At 37.9% G+C, this 21744-nt stretch carries 24 protein-coding genes and 2 tRNA genes; 19 read left to right on the top strand and 7 right to left on the bottom strand.

The window, feature by feature from the left end; all coding sequences use genetic code 11:
• From MRZ19_RS06160 to MRZ19_RS06150, 3 genes are all read left to right on the top strand, one after another.
• Positions 1-197 (top strand): hypothetical protein (locus MRZ19_RS06160; protein WP_291031427.1); only part of this gene is annotated, 197 nt, incomplete at its 5' end.
• 80 nt (positions 198-277) lie between these two features.
• Positions 278-355 (top strand) — tRNA-Pro (locus MRZ19_RS06155).
• A 16-nt stretch (positions 356-371) separates the two neighbouring features.
• A tRNA-His gene (locus MRZ19_RS06150) sits at positions 372-448 on the top strand.
• Positions 449-498: 50 nt separating this feature from the next.
• On the opposite strand, the gene MRZ19_RS06145 is transcribed toward MRZ19_RS06150, so the two are convergent.
• Positions 499-1110, bottom strand: coding sequence for a DedA family protein (locus MRZ19_RS06145; RefSeq protein WP_291031426.1), 612 nt, complete (start codon positions 1108-1110; stop codon positions 499-501).
• An 83-nt stretch (positions 1111-1193) separates the two neighbouring features.
• On the opposite strand from MRZ19_RS06145, the gene MRZ19_RS06140 reads away from it, so the two are divergent.
• The 13 genes from MRZ19_RS06140 to MRZ19_RS06080 all read left to right on the top strand — a co-directional run bounded on the left by MRZ19_RS06140 (position 1194) and on the right by MRZ19_RS06080 (position 13330).
• A complete protein-coding gene (locus MRZ19_RS06140; RefSeq protein ID WP_291031425.1) occupies positions 1194-1970 on the top strand; it encodes a flagellar motor protein MotB in 777 nt (258 codons plus the stop codon).
• 48 nt (positions 1971-2018) lie between these two features.
• Complete coding sequence (locus tag MRZ19_RS06135; protein WP_291031428.1) at positions 2019-2639, top strand: carbonic anhydrase; 621 nt, start codon at positions 2019-2021, stop codon at positions 2637-2639.
• A gap of 2 nt (positions 2640-2641) precedes the next feature.
• The gene (kdsA, locus tag MRZ19_RS06130) at positions 2642-3445 is read left to right on the top strand and encodes a 3-deoxy-8-phosphooctulonate synthase (protein WP_291031424.1); all 804 of its coding nucleotides are present in this window, start codon (positions 2642-2644) and stop codon (positions 3443-3445) included.
• A gap of 9 nt (positions 3446-3454) precedes the next feature.
• Positions 3455-3925, top strand: coding sequence for a 6,7-dimethyl-8-ribityllumazine synthase (gene ribH, locus MRZ19_RS06125; RefSeq protein WP_291031423.1), 471 nt, complete (start codon positions 3455-3457; stop codon positions 3923-3925).
• Positions 3926-4525 carry a transcription antitermination factor NusB gene (gene nusB, locus MRZ19_RS08565; RefSeq protein WP_320606530.1) on the top strand — a complete coding sequence of 200 codons (600 nt, stop codon included), beginning with the start codon at positions 3926-3928 and terminating at the stop codon, positions 4523-4525.
• Complete coding sequence (gene pyrF, locus MRZ19_RS06115) at positions 4522-5211, top strand: orotidine-5'-phosphate decarboxylase (protein ID WP_291031422.1); 690 nt, start codon at positions 4522-4524, stop codon at positions 5209-5211. Before nusB ends, pyrF begins: the two co-directional genes overlap by 4 nt.
• Positions 5212-5219: 8 nt before the next feature.
• The gene (locus MRZ19_RS06110) at positions 5220-5459 is read left to right on the top strand and encodes a hypothetical protein (protein ID WP_291031421.1); all 240 of its coding nucleotides are present in this window, start codon (positions 5220-5222) and stop codon (positions 5457-5459) included.
• Positions 5460-5508: 49 nt separating this feature from the next.
• Positions 5509-6108, top strand: coding sequence for an FAD-dependent oxidoreductase (locus MRZ19_RS06105; RefSeq protein ID WP_291031420.1), 600 nt, complete (start codon positions 5509-5511; stop codon positions 6106-6108).
• 152 nt (positions 6109-6260) lie between these two features.
• Positions 6261-6473, top strand: coding sequence for a flagellar basal body rod C-terminal domain-containing protein (locus MRZ19_RS06100; protein ID WP_291031419.1), 213 nt, complete (start codon positions 6261-6263; stop codon positions 6471-6473).
• Positions 6474-6482: 9 nt separating this feature from the next.
• Complete coding sequence (speA, locus tag MRZ19_RS06095) at positions 6483-8339, top strand: arginine decarboxylase (RefSeq protein ID WP_291031418.1); 1857 nt, start codon at positions 6483-6485, stop codon at positions 8337-8339.
• Positions 8336-9034: a serine O-acetyltransferase gene (cysE, locus tag MRZ19_RS06090; RefSeq protein WP_291031417.1), complete on the top strand. Its 699-nt coding sequence runs from the start codon at positions 8336-8338 to the stop codon at positions 9032-9034. The genes speA and cysE overlap by 4 nt, the downstream gene beginning before the upstream one ends.
• 113 nt (positions 9035-9147) lie before the next feature.
• Positions 9148-11070 (top strand): transketolase, encoded by a 1923-nt coding sequence (gene tkt, locus MRZ19_RS06085; RefSeq protein ID WP_291031416.1) that lies wholly within the window; start codon positions 9148-9150, stop codon positions 11068-11070.
• A gap of 10 nt (positions 11071-11080) precedes the next feature.
• Positions 11081-13330: a PD-(D/E)XK nuclease family protein gene (locus MRZ19_RS06080; RefSeq protein WP_291031415.1), complete on the top strand. Its 2250-nt coding sequence runs from the start codon at positions 11081-11083 to the stop codon at positions 13328-13330.
• Here MRZ19_RS06080 and MRZ19_RS06075 read toward each other — a convergent pair.
• The gene (locus MRZ19_RS06075) at positions 13284-13784 is read right to left on the bottom strand and encodes a DUF4149 domain-containing protein (protein WP_291031414.1); all 501 of its coding nucleotides are present in this window, start codon (positions 13782-13784) and stop codon (positions 13284-13286) included. The genes MRZ19_RS06080 and MRZ19_RS06075 overlap by 47 nt on opposite strands.
• 65 nt (positions 13785-13849) lie before the next feature.
• Between MRZ19_RS06075 and MRZ19_RS08560 the strand changes: the two genes are divergently transcribed.
• Positions 13850-13969 carry a type II toxin-antitoxin system RelB/DinJ family antitoxin gene (locus MRZ19_RS08560; protein ID WP_366936153.1) on the top strand — a complete coding sequence of 40 codons (120 nt, stop codon included), beginning with the start codon at positions 13850-13852 and terminating at the stop codon, positions 13967-13969.
• A 90-nt stretch (positions 13970-14059) separates the two neighbouring features.
• Positions 14060-15301, top strand: coding sequence for a DUF2130 domain-containing protein (locus tag MRZ19_RS06070; protein WP_291031413.1), 1242 nt, complete (start codon positions 14060-14062; stop codon positions 15299-15301).
• On the opposite strand, the gene MRZ19_RS06065 is transcribed toward MRZ19_RS06070, so the two are convergent.
• Positions 15298-16173, bottom strand: coding sequence for a DMT family transporter (locus MRZ19_RS06065; protein ID WP_291031412.1), 876 nt, complete (start codon positions 16171-16173; stop codon positions 15298-15300). The two genes, MRZ19_RS06070 and MRZ19_RS06065, sit on opposite strands and share 4 nt — an antisense overlap.
• A gap of 119 nt (positions 16174-16292) precedes the next feature.
• On the opposite strand from MRZ19_RS06065, the gene der reads away from it, so the two are divergent.
• Positions 16293-17693 carry a ribosome biogenesis GTPase Der gene (gene der, locus MRZ19_RS06060; protein WP_291031411.1) on the top strand — a complete coding sequence of 467 codons (1401 nt, stop codon included), beginning with the start codon at positions 16293-16295 and terminating at the stop codon, positions 17691-17693.
• A gap of 1 nt (position 17694) precedes the next feature.
• On the opposite strand, the gene recO is transcribed toward der, so the two are convergent.
• The 4 genes from recO to MRZ19_RS06040 form a co-directional block, all read right to left on the bottom strand.
• Positions 17695-18306, bottom strand: coding sequence for a recombination protein RecO (recO, locus tag MRZ19_RS06055; RefSeq protein ID WP_291031410.1), 612 nt, complete (start codon positions 18304-18306; stop codon positions 17695-17697).
• 246 nt (positions 18307-18552) lie between these two features.
• Positions 18553-19341 carry a thiazole synthase gene (locus MRZ19_RS06050; protein ID WP_291031408.1) on the bottom strand — a complete coding sequence of 263 codons (789 nt, stop codon included), beginning with the start codon at positions 19339-19341 and terminating at the stop codon, positions 18553-18555.
• A gap of 25 nt (positions 19342-19366) precedes the next feature.
• The gene (locus MRZ19_RS06045) at positions 19367-20788 is read right to left on the bottom strand and encodes an NAD(P)H-hydrate dehydratase (RefSeq protein WP_291031406.1); all 1422 of its coding nucleotides are present in this window, start codon (positions 20786-20788) and stop codon (positions 19367-19369) included.
• Positions 20789-20796: 8 nt separating this feature from the next.
• A complete protein-coding gene (locus MRZ19_RS06040; protein ID WP_291031404.1) occupies positions 20797-21738 on the bottom strand; it encodes a hypothetical protein in 942 nt (313 codons plus the stop codon).
• Positions 21739-21744 lie beyond the last annotated feature (6 nt).

The raw sequence follows: 21744 nt of genomic DNA, 5'->3' as shown, positions 1-21744 counted from the left end.
CAAACTCAGGAACTATTACAAATTTCACAAACAATGGAACATTAAAATTTACAAAAGGGAGTGGTTCCATCACAATTGAAAATAAAGGCTCCATTGAAAAATTTGAAAACAACGGAATAATCGGAGATGATGGTAGTAGTGCTAAATTAGTGGCTGGTGAGAATGCATCAATCAAAGATTTTAAAAAGCACAATTAAAGTTATTATTGCAAGGCTTCTGTTTTTAGGGGTTTTCTTGACAAATAGGGATTTTAAAAGTATAATTACTGCTTTTTAGTCGGGGCGTAGCGCAGCCTGGTTAGCGCACTTGGTTTGGGACCAAGGGGTCGAAGGTTCGAATCCTTTCGCCCCGACCACTTTTTAACTTCTATGGTGGGCGTAGCTCAGTTGGTTAGAGCATCAGATTGTGGTCCTGAGGGTCGTGGGTTCGATCCCCATCGCCCACCCCATATTAACGCATTTTACTTGCGCATTATGGAATCTAAAATCTTTTAAGTAATTATTTTGAAGTTTTGGCTTTTTGTTTTTTATGCCAAACAACATACACCCCAATTCCGCCGCACACAAGGAGAATTAGAATGATTGTAATGCTGTGGAGATAGTCTTTTAAGATTGTTGCATTTTGTCCTAGAAAATAACCAAGAGTTGTTAGGATTGCTACCCAAATTCCAGCCCCTAAGCTTGTGTAGAAGCAAAAAAGGGATAAAGGCATTTTTCCAATTCCAGCGGGCAAAGAAATGTATTGTCTAATCACTGGTATTAAACGCCCGCTTAATGTAGAGATATGTCCGTGTTTTGCAAAAAAGTTTTCCATTTTCGCCATTGTTGTTGCGTCAAAAAAGAAATATTTACCCCATTTTATAAGTAACTCACGCCCAAAATGTAGTGCTAAATAATAATTTAAAAGTGCGCCACTAAGTGATCCTAAGATTCCACAAAGAATGACTAAAAAGAGGTGCATCTCCCCTTGGTGCGCTAAATATCCTGCTGGAATCATAACAATTTCACTAGGAAAAGGGATGAAACTGCTTTCTAAAAACATCATAAAAAAGATTCCAAAATAGCCTAAAGCACTTATGGATTCCACAATAAAGTTAAGAATTGCGTGCAAAATTTCCTCACAAAATTTAAAAATTAAACAATATTATAACCAAATATAGGCTATAATCCTGAAATTTTGGAAAAAGGAAAGCAGTGGCAAAAGAAAAGAAATGTCCAGCTTGTGATTGTCCAAAGGGTGTGCCTTTGTGGCTTGGGACTTATGGCGATATGGTTACGCTGATTTTGACATTTTTTATTCTATTGCTTTCAATGGCGACTTTTGACACGCAAAGAATTGCCCAAGCAGTAGGCTCACTAGAAGGTTCTCTCGCAGTGCTTGAAAAAGGCTCACAAAGCCAAATTAATCCCCCAGCCCCCATCAAAGCTACACCCATTGAAACGCAAGTAGAGATGGATAATGTTGTGAATATTTTTGGAAGTTTGATTACAGATTATAATGAAGTTAATCGGATTTCAAATGGTCCTAGTGTAGAGCTTGAAGAGGCTGAGAGAGGTGTGATTATCCGCATTCCAGAGGAGTTGCTTTTTGTTATGGGGAGTGCAGAACTTACAAATCCTAGCGGAATCGCATTTTTAAAGCGTTTGAGTTTAGAGCTTTTAAGAATGCCAAAAGCAGTGCTAGTTAAAGCGATTGGACATACAGATAATACGCCAATGCGTGAAAACTCTGTGTTTGCAGATAATTTAGAGCTTTCTGTGGCGCGTGGAGTGAATGTGGCGGATTTACTCTTTAAGCAGGGGCTAGAGAAAAATCGTATTTTAGGAGGGGGTGAGGGTGAGTTTTCACCGATTGCTAATAATGACATTCCTGCATTGCGCGCTAAAAATCGTCGTGTGGACTTGTATGTGTATAGTATTGGCGAGGATTTATCTAGTGTGATTGGCGATGTGAGTAAGATTAAGCCTTAAAGAATAATAATGCAAGAAAATATAGAATCTAAGAATGTAACAAATTCAATAGATTTGCTTTTTAAAGGGGCAATCAAGTTTAAAGAAGAGAATTTCTTGGCTTATAAGGAGTTGTTTGAAAATCTAAAAGATGGGCAAAATCCCCATACGCTTTTTGTAGGTTGTGCAGATTCTAGGGTTGTGCCAAATCTTATTACCAATACATTGCCCGGAGAACTTTTTGTTGTGCGTAATATTGCAAATATCGTGCCACCTTATCGTAAATCTAAGGAATATTTAGCAACAACTTCAGCCATAGAATATGCGCTTGAGGAACTTCAAGTTGAGAATATTATTATTTGTGGGCATTCGCATTGTGGGGGTTGTGCTGCATTGTATGAGGAAGGGAATTTTCAGGGTATGCCAAATGTTCAAAATTGGTTAAAATTGATTGCGCCTGTAAAAGAGCAGGTTTTAGCTCTAAAACCAAAGAATGATGCAATGCGTGCATATTTGACGGAGCAGATTAATATTGAAAGACAAATTAGGAATCTTTTTACTTATCCGCAGGTTAAGGAAAAATATCTTGCACGCACACTTAAAATTTATGGTTGGTATTATATTATTGAGTGTGGAGAAGTGTATAGCTATGACTTTAAAATGCAAGAGTTTAATTTATTGAAGGGTTAGAAATGATTATTGTTGCAGGACCTTGTGTGATTGAAAATCAAGAAATTTTAGAAGAAATTGCGGAATCTTTACAGCCTTTAGCAAAAAATCCTAAGATTGATTTTTACTTCAAAGCGAGTTTTGATAAGGCTAACCGCACAAGTTTAGAATCCTATCGCGGACCGGGCTTGGAGAAGGGTTTAGAATCTTTAGCGCAAATTAAAAAGAAGTTTGGTTATAAGCTTCTTACTGATATTCACGAAAGCCATCAAGCAAAGTCTGTGGCAGAAGTTGTTGATATTGTGCAGATTCCAGCATTTTTGTGTCGGCAGACGGATTTAATTGTCGCAGCAGCGCAAACGCAAGCGATGGTTAATATTAAAAAGGGGCAATTTATGAGTCCTCAAGATATGCAATACTCCGTGCTAAAGGCTCTAAAAATACGGAATCCAAATGTGCAAAATGCAGATTTTAAAAGCGCACAAGATTATAGGATTTGCCTAACAGAGCGTGGCAATAGCTTTGGCTATGGGAATTTGGTTGTGGATATGCGCTCTTTGGCGATTATGCGTGCCTTTGCGCCGGTGATTTTTGATGCAACACACGCTGTGCAAATGCCTGGGGGATTAAAGGGGAAAAGTGGAGGAGAGAGTTCTTTTGCTCCGATTTTAGCGCGTGCAGCAGCTGCTGTTGGGATAGATGGATTGTTTGCTGAAGTGCATACAAATCCTAGTGTAGCTCTAAGTGATGGTCCTAATATGCTAACGCCAAAGGAGCTTTTAGGGCTTACACAAGAGATTTTAGCAATCAACGCAATTATTAAATAAAGGATAGCAATGCAGGTTATTGAAGGAAGTTTAGCGTTAATGGGTGATGAGAAAATTGCAGTCATTTCAAGCCGTTTTAATCATTTAATTACAGATAGATTGGTAGAGGGTGCTAGGGATTGTTTCTTACGGCACGGAGGAAGGGATGAGAATCTTTCGCATATTCTAGTGCCCGGGGCGTTTGAGATTCCTTTTGCTTTAGAAAAAGTGCTTTCACAGGGTGATTTTGATGGGGTTTGTTGTCTAGGAGCGATTATTCGGGGTTCTACACCGCATTTTGATTATGTGAGTGCAGAGGCAACAAAAGGAATCGCAAATGTAACGGTGCGCTATGGAGCGGCAGTAACTTTTGGTGTGCTAACAACAGATAGTATTGAACAAGCAATTGAGCGTGCGGGAACAAAGGCTGGTAATAAGGGCTTTGAATCAATGGCGGGTTTGATTGAGCTTGTTAATCTTTATAGAAAGCTTGGCGTGTAAATGGCAACACGCACACAGGCAAGAGAGGTTGTAGCGCAACTTTTGTATGCTTATGGAAGTGGCAATGATGGAATTGCGAAGTTTGTAGATGAAATTTTAAGTGAACAAAAGATTAAAAATGCACAAAGTGCGTTTGCAAAGTCTTTGTTTAATGGTGTTTTAGAAGAATTAGATGCACTTGATTTGCGCATTAAGCATCAGATTAAAAATTGGGATTTTGAGCGCATTGGTGATATGGAGCGTGCAATTTTGCGTCTTGGGGCGTATGAGATAATTTTTAGCAAAACGGAGAGGGCAATTGTGATTAATGAGGCATTAGAAATTACTAAAAACTTTAGCAATGAAGCCTCTACAAAGTTTATTAATGGAATCTTAGATGGAATCGCAAATAATGCGACAATGAGTTTGGAGGACATAAAAGAAGCATTGCAGGAATCACAAAAAGAAGAGCAGGTTGTTAGGAGTGTAAACAATGCCCCTAAAGAGAAGTTTTTTAAAAACAGAAAGGATTATAAAACTGGGGCTAGAAGGCAAAATACCCCTTCTGTAAAGGCTGTGTCTGCTAAAAAACATTTTACAATTAAAAAGACAGGAAAATGAAACTTTGTATAGCCTTAGATTTACCAAGCAAGAGAGAGAATCTAGCACTTTTAGAGTCGCTAAAGGATATACATTCTCTTTGGGTAAAGGTTGGGTTAAGAAGTTTTATCCGCGATGGTGCGCCTTTTTTAGAAGAAATTAAAGCATTCAATCCACAATTTAAGATTTTTTTAGATTTAAAGTTGTATGACATTCCAAACACAATGGGTGATGGTGTGGAATCCATAGCTGCACTTAATGTGGATATGCTTACCATTCACGCAAGCAGTGGGAAGGAGGCAATGCTAGAGGTAATGGCACGCTTAAAAAAGATTCCTAATCCACCACTTGTAATGGCGGTAACGGCACTTACTAGTTTTGATGTGGAAAGTTTTTTTGCAATCTATCACACAGGGCTTGCAACGCAGGTGCTAGAGTTTGCTAAGATGGCTAAGGAATGTGGAGTAAATGGTGTGGTTTGCTCTTGTGCGGAATCTTTGGCGGTAAAAGAGCAGTTAGGCGATGCGTTTTTAACACTCACTCCTGCAATCCGTCCCTTTGGGCAGAGTGTTGGGGATCAAAAGCGTGTGGCAACCTTGCAAGATGCAAAGGATGCTAAAAGCGATTTTATTGTTGTTGGACGCCCTATTTACCAAGCGGAAAATCCTAAAAAAGTTATAGAAACGATTTTAGAGAATTTAGAATAAGGGTTATTATGAGAATTTTTGTGGCTTTAGTAGCATTGTGTGGAATGCTGTTTGCAATAGATATTAAAGATTTTAAAAAGGCTTGTGAAGTAGCTCAAGGTCGCTCTAATCTTGGATTAATGTATGTTGAAGGGGAAGGCGTAAGGCAGAATCTTAAAATTGCTAAGGAATATTTTGGCAAGGTTTGTGATTTAGGGTTGGAAGAGGGTTGTGAAGGGTATAAAATCCTAAATATGAAAGGATATTAGCTTCAAGGTGGAAGGGTGGGTGGAGTCAATTTAAAAATAAAGGAAAACTATGGCAAAAAAAGTTGTAATCATTGGTGGATCAGTTGCAGGATTAAGTGCGGCATTGGTGCTTGCAAGTGCGATTAAAGGGGAGCTTGACTTTGAGTTAAGCATCATTGAAAAAGGTGGCAAAGAGGCAGATTTATACAAGGCTGATGTGTATAATGTGCCTTTGTTTAGGGCGGGGATTAATGGCGAGGAAATTATTTCTTCCACAAAAGAACAATTAAGCAAGCTTGCAAAAGTGGAGTTTGTAGAAAGTGAAGTAACAGAAATCCGTGGTGAGAAAGGAAATTTTGAAGTCATTGGCGCAGGATTTGCTAAAAAGGCAGATTATGTGATTGTGGCAACAGGAGCAAATGCGTGCAATATCAAGGGCTTAGAATCTTTTGTAAAGCCCCATACGCTTATGCCAAAACCGGGAAAAATCCGCTTAGAGGTTAGTGGGCGCAATGTGGTTAAAGAAGGGATTTATGCTGCTGGAATCGTGTCTGGAGTTACAACGATGGTAGCTTGCGCTATGGGAAGTGCGACAGAAACGGCTTGCGCAATTTTAAGTGATATTGCAGGAAGTGTTGTAGTTATCCACGATTTTAAGGGTTCAAGATAATGCTCTGATTCAAGCCTTTTTGGGGCTTGAATTCTACAAGATTGCTTAAAATTTTACAATTCTAAAGATTTACTGCGTCGCTTTTAGTTATTTTTAGTTATTTTTAGTTATTTTTAGTTATAGTTTTTGCATTTTTATTTAAGGAGATAATTATGACAATTGGCGGAAATTATGGATATGATGTGTTTGTGGGACAAGGCGGAATGGGCGCAAATGTGCAAAATGGAACTTTAGAAACTTCTAATACAGATTTAACAGAACAAATGGTAGAACAAATGGCAGAGCAAAATGGAACAGAAGCAAATGCGCAAACTATTAAAACTTCAGATTCTATGATGCAAACTTTGTTGGACATTAAAGCTTAAAGATTGGCTATGGTGGATTATGGGATTGATTATTGGGGAAAAGATGATTTTATTATAGAAGATGGACAAGTAAAGGTTAATCATAAATGCAAGCCTGCTTTGATTGATATTGTTAAGCAAGTGCGTGAGGATGGTTATCGTGGTCCTTTGCTTATGCGTTTTCCACATTTGATTAAAAAGCAAGTGGAGAAAATTTTTACAAATTTTGAATCTTCTATTAAGGAACACCATTACAAAGGCTGTTTTAAGGCAGTTTTTCCTATCAAGGTTAATCATTATCCAAATTTTATTTTGCCACTAATGGAGCAAAATATTGAGCGTTGCTATGGGTTAGAAGCTGGGAGCAAATCTGAGCTTATTATTGCAATGGCTTATACCAATGACAATGCGCCCATTATGGTGAATGGGTTTAAAGATAAGGAGATGATTTCTTTAGGCTTTATTGCTGCAAAAATGGGACACGATATTACGCTAACCATTGAAGGCTTAAACGAGCTTGAAACGATTATTGAAGTGGCAAAAACGCTTGGTAAGCCTTATCCGTGTATTGGACTTAGAATAAGATTGCATAGCACGGGAGTTGGAATCTGGGCAAAGAGCGGGGGGATTAATTCTAAGTTTGGTTTAACCGCAACAGAGCTTGTAGAAGCCATTTCTCTTTTACAAAAAAATAAGCTTTTAGATAAATTTACAATGATTCATTTTCATATTGGGAGTCAAATTAGCGATATTTCTCCTTTGAAAAAAGCTCTGCGTGAGGCTGGGAATATCTATGCAGAGTTGCGTAAAATGGGAGCAAAGAATCTAAATAGCGTGAATATTGGTGGTGGGTTAGCAGTGGAGTATGCGCAACACGAAAATCAGCAGAATCGTAACTACACGCTAGCAGAGTTTAGCGGAAATGTTGTTTTTACGCTCAAGGAGATTGCAAAGAATAAACAAGAGCCAGAGCCAGATATTTTTATAGAATCTGGGCGTTATGTTTCTGCAAGCCACGCTGTGCTCATCTCTCCAGTTTTAGAACTCTTTTCGCAAGAGTATGATGAGAAGGCACTGCATTTAAAAGAGAAAAATCCGCCACTTGTTGAGGAATTATTGGATTTGTATCACACGATTAATGAACGCTATGCGATTGAATATTTGCACGATAGCTTAGAGCATATGGAATCGCTTTTGACGCTTTTTGATTTGGGTTATATTGATTTGCAAGATAGAAGTAATACAGAAGTGCTTGTGTATTTAATCATTAAAAAAGTGATTAAGATTTTAAAGCACAAAAACCATAGCGATATTATTAGAATCCAAGAGCAGGTGCAAGAGCGGTATTTGCTAAATTGTAGTTTTTTTCAAAGTTTGCCAGATTATTGGGGGCTTATGCAGAATTTTCCAGTGATTCCATTGGATAGATTAAACAAGCGTCCAACAAGAAGTGCAAGCCTTTGGGATATTACTTGTGATAGCGATGGAGAAATTGCTTTTGATAAAAATGCGCCCTTGTTTTTACACGACATTGATGTGAATAAGGAGGAGTATTTTTTAGGATTCTTTTTAGTAGGAGCGTATCAAGAAGTGCTTGGAATGCGCCATAATCTTTTTACGCATCCGACAGAATTTAGTGTGGTTTTTGATGAGGAAGAGGGGGGTTATAGCATTGAAAATCTTTTGGAAGCACAAACGATTTTAGATGTGTTAGATGATTTAGACTATGACACAAAAGAGATTGAGCGTTTCTTAAAGCAACGCTTAGATGAAAGCGAGGAGATTCCAGAGGAGGCAAAAAAGGAGGTTTTGGGGCAATTGTATGTAATGCTTAGTGAAAATGGGTATTTAAGAACGGTGTTTAAAAGCGAAGGGGAAATGCCTTGAAGTATGCAACAACGCTTTTTGGGACAATTAAAGAGGATTGTGCAGTGATTTTAGAAAAAGATCCTGCAATTAATTCTAAAGTGGAGTTATTGTTTAATTATCCCGGGCTTATTGCTTTGGTGCATTATAGAATCGCACATAAATTATATTTGAGAGGTTTTAGGGTTTTAGCAAGGGCGATTATGGGGATTACGCAATGGATGACAAATATTGACATTCATCCAGCTTGTAAGATTGGACATCGCGTGTTTATTGATCACGGGATTGGAGTGGTGATTGGTGAAACAGCAGAAATAGGCAATGAAGTTACGATTTATCAAGGTGTGAGTTTAGGGGGGGTGAGTTTAGAGAGAGTGAAACGCCATCCGACTATTGAGGATTATGTTATTTTGGGGGCAGGAGCAAAAATATTAGGAAATATTGTCATAGGTGCGCATTCAAAGATTGGAGCAAATTCTGTGGTCATCCGTTCTGTTCCACCAAACTCTACTGCTGTTGGGATTCCAGCAAGAAATATTATTAAGGGTATGAGCGATGATTTAAACAAGATTCCAGATGTTTCTTACCAACTCTTTACTTATTTAAAAAAGAGATTGGATTTATTGGAATCGCAAGCACAAAAAACTAGCGAGCATATAGAGGAGTTAAGAAGGCTAGATGAATTGTATAGTGAGTTTTTGAAAGTTAGGAATTAATACAATTGCAAAAAGAGTGATAGTGATTGAAAAGATTCTAAGAGATTTTGTAGTAGAATCCTTGCTCAAATTTAATGTGCGATACGCTTTGTCATCGCAAATAAAGGGATTAAATGTTAGATGAAAAAGAGCTTAGCGCATACACTTTAATGGCTAATTCTTTGCGATTTTTGTGTGCAGATATGGTGCAAAATGCAAATAGCGGGCATCCGGGTGCTCCTATGGGATTAGCAGATATTGCAGTGGTTTTGGGATTCCATATTAGACTAAATCCAAACAATCCGCAATGGATTAATCGCGATAGATTGGTTTTTAGCGGAGGACACGCAAGTGCGCTTGTGTATTCTTTGCTACACTTATGGGGCTTTGATGTGAGTTTGGAGGATTTAAAAGGTTTTAGAAAGCTTGGTTCTAAAACTCCCGGACACCCCGAATACAAGCACACTCCGGGTGTTGAGATTACCACAGGTCCGTTAGGGCAGGGTGTGGCAAATGCAGTGGGCTTTGCGATGGCAGGAAAGCTCTCTTGCAATCTTTTAGGCAAGGATTTAATCAATCATAAGGTGTATTGTTTTTGTGGTGATGGGGATTTGCAAGAGGGGATTTCCTATGAGGCTTGCTCGCTTGCTGGGCATCACAAGCTAGATAATTTGATTGTGATTTATGATTCTAATAATATTACGATTGAAGGTGAATGTGAGATTGCGTGGAGTGAGGATGTTAAAGAGCGTTTTAAAGCGCAAGGTTGGGAAGTTTTAAGTGTTGATGGGCATAATTTTTTAGAGATTGATAGGGCTTTAGAGCAAGCAAAAGCTTCAAGCAAGCCTGTGTTAATCATCGCAAAAACACAGATTGCAAAAGGTGCACAAAGTCTTTGTGGCTCGCACAAAGCGCACGGTGCACCATTAGGAGAAGAAGAGATTGCGCTTTCTAAAGAGAAGTTAGGTTTTAATCCGGAGGCAAAGTTTTTTATCCCAAATGCTTCTGCATTACGCTTTAAAAACACTGCTGAGCTTGGTGTATTAGCAAATCACACTTGGCAAAAAGTACTGGAGCAAAGCGATAAAAAAGAGCTTTTGGAGCAAATGTTAAACCCTGATTTTTCTAAGATTGTGTATCCAAGTTTTGCGCAAGGGACAATGGCAACACGCACAAGCAATGGAATGATTTTAAATGCAATTGCTAAGGCATTGCCCGGATTTATTGGAGGAAGTGCGGATTTAGCACCTTCTAATAATACAGAATTAAAAGATTTGGGCGATTTTCCAAAGGGGCGCAATTTGCATTTTGGAATCCGTGAACACGCAATGGGTGCAATTAGTAATGCGCTAGCAAATTATGGATTGTTTTTACCCTTTTGTGCGACATTTTTTGTCTTTAGCGATTATATGTCGCCTAGCGTGCGCGTAGCAAGCCTTATGCACTCTAAAGTGTTTTATATCTGGACGCACGATAGCATTGGAGTGGGTGAGGATGGGGCAACACACGAGCCTGTTGAGCAGCTTAGTCATTTCCGCGCAATGCCAAATTTGAATGTTTTTCGCCCTTGTGATGCTTTTGAAAACATTGCGTGTTGGCAGGTTGCCTTAGAGTTAGAAATGCCAAGTGCTTTTGTGCTAAGTCGTCAAGATTTGCCACTTTTAGAGCAGGTGGATAAAAATAGCGTGTCAAGGGGGGCGTATGTTAAAAAGGATTCCATTAAAAAGGCGCAACTCACACTACTTGCCACAGGCAGTGAGGTGGCACTTGCATTAAGAAGTGCGGAGGCTTTAGAGAGTGAAGGGATTGCTGTGCGTGTTGTGAGCGTGCCTTGCTATGATTTGTTTTTACAGCAAGATAAAGCGTATAAGGATTCCTTATTGCAAGGCAAGGCGCTAGCTATTGAAGCAGGCAGGGGCTTAGAATGGTATGTCTTTGCGGATTGTGTGCTTGGAATGCAAAGTTTTGGTGCAAGTGGTAAGGGGGATATTCTCTTTAAATATTTTGGTTTTAGCGTGGAAAATGTCGTTAAAGTTGCTAAAGGCTTGCTAGAATAAGTCTTAAAGAATGGAAGTTTTATATTTATTTTCTAGTGTGCGCTCTATGAAGCGTTTTTTTGCGCAAAATTATAGCGATAGTTTTTTGCCTGCTACAAAGAGTGTAGGGGAATTTTTAGACTTTGTGTTGCGTGTTGAGGGCAAGCGTAAGATTCCAAAGTATTTAAGAGGATATTATTTGTATCAAGCAATTTCTGTAACAAATACGCAAAGGCTAGGGGAGTTTGCGAAAAATTTCACGCAGTTTTTGCAAAATTCTAGCTTTTTTTTGAAATTTTATGATGAGTTATGTGCGGAATGTGTAGAGATAAAGGAGTTAGAAAAGCTTGATATTTACGCCTTTTATGACGATCATCTTCAAGTGTTGGAATCCGTTTTTAATGCGTATCAAAAACTTTTAGAAAAGAACCATTTTTTTGATCATTATTTTTTGCAAGATTATGCGATTACTTTTGAACTTTTGTTAGAGTTTTCAAAAATAAAGATGCAAGTAGATGGCTTTTTAACGCAGTTTGAAATTGGTGTTTTTAAAGAAATTTCAAAAAAGATTCCATTTCATTTTTCTATTAAAATTGATAAATTTAATCAGGATTATTATCAAAAAATTTTTAGATTTCTTTTAAAATTTGGTGCATATAATATTATATTAGAGAATGATAATTTTAGAATTATAGATTATAAAGAGATTCCATTAAATGTAAAAAATTTAGAGATTTTAGAGTTTCAAGATAGAATTGCAGAGGTGGGTGGAATCTTTTCTCAAATTGATATTTGGTTAAAGCAAGGAGTGTTGCCAGAGCAAATTAGTGTGATATTGCCTAATGAGAGTTTTGCGGAGTATTTAAGGCTTTTTGATAGGGCAAGGAATTTTAATTATGCTATGGGTGTGCAATTTGGCACACTTAAGATTTATAAAAGAGCGTTGGAATCCCAAGAGGGTTTTAAGGATTTCTTAGATTTTGAAACTTTTTTGATAGAAGAGATGCAAGGCGAGAGTGCTAGCATTTGTCAAATTGCGCAAGAAACTTTGGGTGAATTTAAATTTTCTTTACCTTATTTGCAGGGTTTAGAAGTGCGTGAGCAGATTTTGGTGTTTTTAGAGATGTTAAAGCAGCAAAGTTTAGATGATGTAGGTGGTGGGCGCATTGGTGTTATGGGGATTTTAGAAACGCGTGGTGTGGATTTAGAATATGCCATTATTCCTGAATTTAATGCAAGCAATGTGCCTTTTCTTAGCGATAAGGATATTTTTTTAAATACGAAAATGCGTGAAAGTGTGGGATTGCCAACGCGCAAAAATAGAGAAAATTTACAAAAGCATTATTATGCTGCTTTATTAAGCAACGCTAAAGAATCTAGGATTTTATGTTTGAATAATGCGATGGAAAAGCCCTCACGCTTTTTGCTAGAAGATTCCCTATTTGGTATGCAAAAGCCTAAAAAAACAAGTCCGTCTTATAGTGAGTATTTTGTAAATGGCAAGGCTTTAAACTATAAAGAAGAGCAAATCATCGCACCTTTGAGCATAAATTCTTTTAGCGCAACAAGTTTGGAATGCTTTTTAACTTGCAAGCGCAAATTCTATTACCGCTATGTTTTAGCGTTAAAAGCACAGGAACAAGAGCGTGTGAATATGGGAAATAAGATACACGAAGCCTTAAAGGAAGTGTATGCGCAAGGATTGAATGCAAATGCTCTGTATGGGGAGCTTTGTCGGCGTTTAGATGTGAGTGCTAGTGCAAGAGAGCGGTTTGAGAGTGAGTTGGCTAAGAAATATTTAAGGAATGTATTTGATTTGGAGCAAGAGCGATTAAAAGAGGGTTGGAATCCTATTTTATTTGAGTGTGATTTTAGTTTTACTCTTGAAGGATTTGAATTAAAAGGACGCATTGATAGGATTGATAAAAGGGGCAATGAACTCTTTGTGTTGGATTATAAATATAAGCATTCTTTAAAAATAGATTCCATAAAGAGTTATGAAAAATCTTGTGATTTTCAATTACCCATTTATTCTCTTGCGATTAAAAAGCAAAATCCACATTGCAGTGTGGATGCGGGGTTTTATGATTTGTATGCAGCAAAGATTGTCAAAGAAGCGGATTTGAATGCAAAGGTAAATGCGCTAAAAAGCAAGCTACAAGAGATAAAAAGGGAAGCTAGGGAGATGGATTTCTCCTTGACTCAAAAACGCGATGCCTGTAAATATTGCGATTTTATCTATCTTTGTAACCGTTATCAGCTTTTAAAAGACGCACAATAAAGAGCAAACAAAGGCTTGCCATTAGTGTTTTAAAGACATAAACAGATTGCGTGTGCATCGCATCAAATGTAGCATTTGCCACTGCTTCCTCTCCTAATTTTTGTGCTTCTAAAACATAGGGTGTGTAATACATTGTGAAAAGAAAAATTAAAATGACGCTAATAAAGCCTAATAAGGGAGCGAGTTTTGTGCCGCTAATGCGCAGGGCTAAGATTTCATAAAGAAGAATGAAAATTGCTAAAACATTAAGAAGGGTATTGAGTTTAGTAAAAATACTTGTCATTAAAATCCCTGATTGAAACACGGAAATTTCTAAATTTGGCACGATGCTACTTGCTTGAAAGATTGCAGGTGCGCTAAATGCGCCACTAGCAAGGGTAGCACCAAGACAAACGCCGATGAATAAGAGATACAAAATAAAGCAATAGGGTTGAATTTTAAATAACATTTGCATTCTTTTCCTTTTTAAATGTAAAATGTCAAGAATTATAGCTAAATTTTTGACATTAAGATTATGGGATGAAGGATAAAAAAGTTTTTGAAGTGAATAAGGGCTTGGGACTAAATTTAAGTAGTGCTTTTAATCTTTTTGCTAAAGCCGTGATAAATTGCAATGGGCTGCCTTTTGAGTTAAAATAGAGAACCAAATAATGGAACTGATATTTTGTGTATCTTGGCACGCACGCGCAAATTTTAAATAAGGTAATTTTATTTTTAAAAGGAGTTTAAATGCAAGAAAAGGCAATCCATTGTCCTAATTGTAAAACAGAGATTAATGTGCAATCTGTTGTGTATCAGCAGATTTATATGCAACTTCAACAAGAGCAACAAAAAGAAAAAGAAAAATTTGACAATGAAGTGCAACAAAAGCGTGAGGAGTATCAAAAAGCTTTTAAGGATTTAGAAAATAAAAAGGAATCTTTACAGGCTAATATTGATAAGGGGGTGAAGGAAAGTTTGCAGAAAGAGCGCATTAAAATGCAAGAATCTTTAAAGCAAGAGATTGCAAAGGAATATCAAGAAGCATTAAATATAACACAAAAAGAATTGCAAGAAAAATCTAATCAAGTTAAAGAATTAAATGCAACAAAAATAGAAATTGAGCGTTTAAAGCGTGAAAAGAGTGAGATGGAATCCAAAATTAAAGCCCAAGCGCAAGAGCAGCTTACTTTGCAGATGCAGGCTTTTAAGGAAAAAACACAGCAGGAAATGGAATCCCAACATTTATTGCGGCTCAAAGAAAAGGATAAGCAACTTGAGGATTTGCAAAAGCAACTCCAAGGTGCCCAACGCAAAGCAACGCTAGGCTCACAGCAGCTCCAAGGGGAAGTCCAAGAGCTTGCTATTGAAGAGTATTTGCAAGCACAATTTCCTTTTGATAGTATTACAGAGATTAAAAAGGGGCAAAGTGGGGGGGATTGTGTGCAAATTGTGCATACAAGGGAGATGCAAAATTGCGGAATACTTTATTATGAAAGCAAACGCACAAAGCATTTCCAAAGAGAATGGATTGAAAAGTTAAAAAATGATATGCGCGCAAATGGCGCAGACATAGGTGTTTTGGTAACAGAAACTTTGCCAAAGGAATGGGAGCGAATGGGATTGCTTGATGGGGTTTGGGTGTGCCGTTTTGAAGAGTTTAAAGCCTTAGCGTTGGTTTTAAGGGAGAGTGTGATTAAGGTTTTTTTAGCAAAGAAAACAACGGAAAATAAGCAAGATAAAATGCAAATGCTTTATGGCTATCTTACAAGTTCGGAGTTTAAATTACAAATTGAAGCCATTGTGGAGGGTTTTACGCAAATGCAAGCAGATTTAGAGAAGGAAAAAAATGCAATGCAAAAGCTATGGAAACAGCGTGAGAAGCAAATTCAAAAAGTGTTGGAGAGTTCTATTAATCTTTATGGTGCGCTAAAGGGAATTGCTGGCAATGCGATTTCTAACATTAAGGCTTTAGAATTAGATGGGGATTAATGGCGTTTATGTAGCACTGCTAGGATTCCGCCACAGATAATTAAAAGCATACCAGAGAGGACAAGGGCGTTTGGTGTTTTATCTCCTAGTGCGATTCCTGCAAGAGTTGCTAGAAAAATCGCACTATAAGAGAGTGCACCAATGATGGGTGGATTTCCTATGCTATATGCTTTGGTAAGATAGATTTGTGCGTAGGTAGAAACAAGCCCTAAAGCTAGTATGAGTAAAAATTCTTTTAAGTTTGGCATTACAAAGGGTTCAAAAAGGGCAATGGGATAGCTTGTGTAGGGAACAATTTGTGTCAGAAGTGGCAAGAGTGAGCCAATAAGCATTAAGGAAAGAATAATCACGCGAGAGTCGTAGAGTTTTGCAAGTTTAGCTATGGAGAGATAAGCAAGTGCTGCACCAATCCCGCTATACACTCCAATGCATAAACCTAAAAAAGTTAAATCTGTGCCTTTAGGGTTTGAGATTAACAAGATTCCGCTAAATCCAAGCAGAATTGCAACCCAAGTTTTTAATGTAACTTTATCGCGGATAAAAAGCACGCTAAAGAGTGCTATAAAAATAGGAGAGGTGTAGGAAAAAGCATAAGCAGTTCCAAGTGGCATTACAGAAATGTTGTAAAAATAAGCAAGCATAGCACTTCCTCCAGCAAAACCGCGCAATGCTAACACAAAGGGCTTTCCTCCTGTTTGCTTAGGGGGCTTTAGGAGTAATGCTCCTAAAATCCATATCAGCCCAAAAAGATTCCTAGCAAAAACTACCTCCATAGCAGGCAAGGCAGGCGTTAAAACCTTGACAAATATTCCCATAGCGGTAAAAAGAATTGCTGCAAGAAAAATGGCGATAATTGCTTGTTGATTGCCCATTTGGATTCCTTAAAATGTTTTTGAAATCTTAGAATCTTATCTTTAAAAGTGTGGTTAATTTTATAAGGAATTGATAAATAATCAAGTAAAATATTCCCATATAATCATTAAGGGAGATAATGGATAAAGTGTATGGAAGTATCGCAATTATTGGGCGTCCAAATGCTGGAAAAAGCTCATTATTTAACCGATTTTGTAAGCAACGCATTGCGATTACTTCAGAGATTGCAGGCACAACGCGTGATGTCAAGAAGGCAAGAATCTTATTACAGGATTTACCTTTTTTGCTTTTGGATACGGGTGGTTTAGATGATAAGGACGCATTGTTTCAAAGCGTTTCAAGGCATTCTCAAAGGGCAGGGGAGAGTGCAGATTTAATCTTATACCTTGTAGATGGTAAAACTCCCCCAGAACAAGCGGATAAAGAGATGTTTTACGCCTTAGAAAAAAAGAATCCAAATATTTTTTTAGTGATTAACAAAATAGACAATGACAAAGAGAAGCAAAATGCGTGGGAGTTTGTGGAGTTTGGCGCAAAAAATGTGTTTTACATTTCTGTGGCACATAATCGTGGAATCTTAGAATTAGAAAAAGCTATTGTAAAAGTATTAAAAAAAGAAGAGATAGAGAGTTTGATAAATGTGGAATTTAATGATGAATCTTTAGAGGACTTTTTAGAAAATTGTGAGGGTGTTGTGCGCAATGGTTTAGAGAGAGGAGGAGAGATTATTAATATTGGAATCATAGGGCGTGTGAATGTGGGGAAAAGCTCGCTTTTGAATGCACTTTTAAAAGAGGAGCGTTCTGTAGTGTCCAATGTGGCGGGAACTACCATTGATCCTGTTGATGAAATCGGAGAGATTAAGGGGCAAAGGGTGAATTTTGTGGATACTGCTGGGATTAGAAGGCGTGGAAAGATTGAAGGGCTAGAGAAGTTCGCACTCAATCGCACGCGTGTAATTTTAGAACGCACAGACATTGCGCTTTTAGTTCTTGATGCTTCAAAGCCTTTTGTGGAGCTTGATGAGAAAATTGCCGGATTAATTGATACATTTAAACTTGGCGTGGTTGTGGTTTTGAATAAATGGGATATTGCGCATAAGGATTTTAAGGAAATTATTGAGGATTTTAAAATGCGCTTTAAATTTTTAGAATATGCGCCAATCCTTACAATTTCTGCTAAAAACGGACGCCACATCCAAAAGCTTGAAGAAGAAATTCTAAAGGTGTATGCAAATTTTAGCTTTAGGATTCCAACTGCAAAACTTAATGCTATTCTTAAAGAAGCTACAATGCGCCATCCCTTGCCAAGTGATAAAGGAAAGATTGTGAAAGTTTATTACGCCACACAATTTGAAACTAAGCCACCGCAAATTGCTTTAATAATGAATCGTCCTAATTCTTTGCATTTTAGTTATAAGCGGTATTTAGTGAATGTTTTAAGAGAGAAATTTGATTTTAGCGGAGTGCGTGTGATTTTTATTGCTAGGGGCAAGAATGATTTTGATGCGGAATTATAAATTAAAGCCCTTGCATTAAGAGATTCCAAAGGCTATCTACGCTAGCAGAATCTAAAAATTCTCCTTGAAAGTCTAACCAAGCTAAAATTTGCTCCCTAAGAAAAAGCGTGCCTTCCATACAGCCCTTGTGTCCGCACACTAAGCCACGCCCTAAAACAATGTTATCGTCTAAGGGCTGCTCGCAAATTAAGCAAGTTTGAAGTGTGTTTTTGCGCCCTTCAAAATTTAAGAGTTTTGCATAAAGATTTAAAATACAGCGTTTTGGGTTTTCAATTTCAAGGCGTTTTGCGCCTTCTTCTAAGTGTTCAAAATAAAAGCTATCTAGTGTTGTAATATCCCTTAAATGCGCATTGAGTAAGTGTAAGTATTGCTGCCAAAAGTAGCGGATTTGTGCTTCTTTTTCCCAAGAGAATGCTAAATGCAAAGGCTCTTTTAATTTGCCAATTTCTCTTAAATCTTTTTCAATAGAAAAATCAATCTTATGCCCTAAATGCACCACGCTATGCCTAGCACCATAGAAGCGATAGAACGTGTAAATATGCTTATTTGTTAGAATCCTAACAAGCAAATCTTCATCACGCACGCGTGTTGTGCTTAGAATGTAGCCCTGCAAATGAAACCTTGAAGCTTAAATATTTGTGAAATTTTAGCATAAATAAACACTGCGGACGCTCCGCGCGCATTTTTGCCTCCTTTTATTTCACTCTATCATAATAGAGTATAAGTGGAAAATAAAATTTCACAATTAGAGCTTAGTTTGTTGTTGGGTTATAAGAAGATTCATTTTAATTTAGAGTATTTCTATAAATTGCAAAAATTTTAGCAGTTGATAGGGTAGAATTTTTTAAAGAATGTGGAGCTAAAACTCTACCATCCCAATTGTAGGAGAGCTTGCTGTGGCGTAGGGTTTTTTAGGGATTCTTCCTGCAAGATAGCTTGCTCTGCCTGCACGCACTGCATCACGCATTGCCTGTGCCATTAGAAGGGGGTTTTTAGCCTGTGCTATGGCGGTGTTTGTTAGCACTCCATCGGCTCCCAATTCCATTGCAATAGCTGCATCAGAAGCACAACCCACGCCTGCATCTACAATCACAGGCACTTTGATTGCGTCTTTAATAAAGGCGATGTTGTAGCGATTTTGGATTCCAAGACCGCTACCAATGGGAGCGGCAAGGGGCATCACTGCACTAGCCCCTGCATTTTCAAGTCCTTTTGCAACAATAGGATCATCGCTTGTGTATGCAAGCACACAAAAGCCCTCTTTTGCTAGCACTTCACAAGCTTTTAGTGTTTCAATCACATCAGGATAAAGCGTTTTTTGCGTATCGCCGATGATTTCTAGCTTGATAAAGTTAATCCCTGTTGCTTCTTTAGTTAGCCTAAAAAGCGTGATTGCTTCTTCTGCCTTTGTGCAGCCTGCGGAGTTTGGGAGAAATTGAATGCTGCTATCTTTAAAATAATCTAGCAGATTTTCTTCCTTAGGATTTGTGATATTTACACGGCGCACAGCAACGGTTATCATTTCTGCTTCTGAAGCGATTGTGGCGTCATAAGTGGTTTGAAAATCCTTGTATTTACCACTGCCAACAATTAAACGGCTTTTAAATGTTTTATCGCCGATTTTTAGCGGATTATCAAGAGTTTGCATAGGAATCCTTTTTGAATTTTAAAGCTTAAATGTAGCGGATTTGCTCAATTAAATCAAGGGGGGTTAGCGAAAAATTATTAGAAGTCTTTAAAAAGGCTTTGACACAAAAGCTATGCATTAAAACACCATTGATTGCGGAATCTAGCGGGCTATAACCCTGTGCTAAAAGTCCGCTAATCATTCCTGCAAGCACATCGCCGCTTCCCCCTTTAGCTAGGGCGTTGTCGCCAAAGGGGTTGATGTAAATGCTTGCTTTGTGGGCTATGATTGTGTTTGCGCCTTTTAGAACAAGTATTGCATTAGGATAGGCGCGTGAAAATTCTAGGGCAAAAGGGATTCTGTCTTTTTGTAGATCTTGTGGGGAGATTTTACAGAGATTTAAGGCGTTTAGAATTTGTGTAAATTCCTTTGGGTGTGGGGTTAAAATGCAATTTGAATGCCTTTGTAACAAGTCTTTAAAAGAAGGGTTATAAAAAATATCCGCATCTAAGACTAAGGGTGTGTTTTGAAGTTGCAAGAGATGGTTTTCTAGCTTAAAATCTCTACCCAATCCCATCCCAAGAGCGATAGCAGTTGTGTTATGTGGAATCTTTTCTGTGTGCATTAGCTCAAAAGGGAGATTGCTTTGTGTTTTTCCTAGCGCACTTACAAGTCCGCAACCGCTTCTAAACGCACTTAAGGCGCATAGGATTCCAGCTCCTTGTTTTTCCCCTAAAAGCACGCATAAATGTCCAAAGTCGCCTTTGTTTGTGTTTTGTTTCTCTCTTAAAGGAGGCTTAAAATCACTGCTTTCTAAAAGCTTAATGGGGGATTCTAAAGTAAAAATGTGTTCTTGGATTCCTAGATGAAGCAGATGCACTTCCCCTACAAAATCCTTTGTGTGATCAAGGTATAAAGCAAACTTTAGCGCACCCATTGTAAGTGTGAAATCCGCCTTAAAAGCTAGGTTTGGGATTGTTCCATTGTTTTGGATTCCGCTTGGAATATCACAAGCGATTTTTAAGGCTTCTGTTTGGTTAAGACTTTCTAAAAGGGCGCAAAGTTCTGCATTTAATGCGCCTTTAAATCCTGCACCAAAGAGTCCATCAAGGATAATGTCAAACTCTCCTTCAAGTTGGTTTAAAAAATTAAGTTGCGCAGGATAATCACTGCTAGCAAGTGCTTTTAAGCGTTCTAGTTGTGTGGTGCACAGGGGGCTTTTTGCGCCAAGTGGTAAAAGCACGCTTAAAGGGCAAGTTCCATAAAGCATTCTAGCAAGTGCTAGGCAATCTGCGCCATTATCACCGCTTCCACAAACAAGTAGGATTCTGCTTTTAGAGTTAAGTTTTGGGAGCAAAAACTCTAGCATTCCCCTTGCGGCATTTTCCATTAGAATTTCACTTGAGAGCTTAAATTCTGTGCTTGCGCGCTTATCAAGCGGGCGTGTGTCTAAAAAGAGATTTTTCATAGCAATCCTTATGGGAGTAGAAATTCGTATTCATAGACTTTAGATTCTAGTTTTTTTGCTAAGTCTTTTAAGGCGTAGTTAAGATTACCTAGCTTGTCTTTATAGGCTTCATCTTTTGCTTTTTTGGGTAGGTTCATCTTAGGCTTGCTCTTGCTATTACTGCTAAAGCCTTGAAAATGCGCTTTTATATCATAGAGTGCAGCATTTGCATTGTAGGTTTTAGAATCTTTAGTTTGCGTGTGATAATGCTTGAAAAGAACTTTTCCTGCGTTTAGTACAGCTTGTGCTTCTTTGCTAAAAATGAGTGGTTTTGTGGGGATAAAGTTGGAATCGGTTTTTGCAGGTGGGGTTTGGTTTGAGAAATTTATTGTTGTTTGTTTATGTTGTGTGGTTTTGGATTCCAACTTTTTGTAATTTTGCAATTTTATTTTGCCTTGTATGAAGTCTAGCATAAAGTGTGAGCTAAAGGCTTCTTGTGCGTTGATTTCTAATTCGCTAAAGGGGATAAAGTGATTGATGCCTTCTTTAGCAGTGATTCTATTTTTTCCGTGAAAGAGCATAAAAGCAAGGCAATCATTTTGAAACTCTATATCTTTTTCCCATTTTTTATTTGGGCGGTAAAACTGGTCGCCATTATTTATCCAAGTGGCTTTGATACAATAGCGGACGGAGAAATAGATAGCCATAGGGATTAGATTGTTTGGCGTTAGATAGAAGCCCGTGCTGTGTGCGGTGATGATGAAATCTTGGCTTTTTATGTTTATGTATTGTTGGTTTTGAAAATCATTACCCCTTGTGTCAAGCAATCCTGTCCTGAAATTACTCTTATCATCATATCGCTTAATCCATTGGTTAATACTTTTCTTATTATCAAGCGTTGTGTAGAATTTCTTTTTCCCTAAACTCTCCCCTTTTTCATTAAAAATATCTAAGGTTATGCTCTTTTTCATTTAGTT

Source organism: Helicobacter sp., from assembly GCF_022770205.1.
Classification (GTDB): domain Bacteria; phylum Campylobacterota; class Campylobacteria; order Campylobacterales; family Helicobacteraceae; genus Helicobacter_D.
The sequence above is the reverse complement of the archived record's forward strand: the minus strand, read 5'-3'. Positions and strand labels throughout refer to the sequence as shown.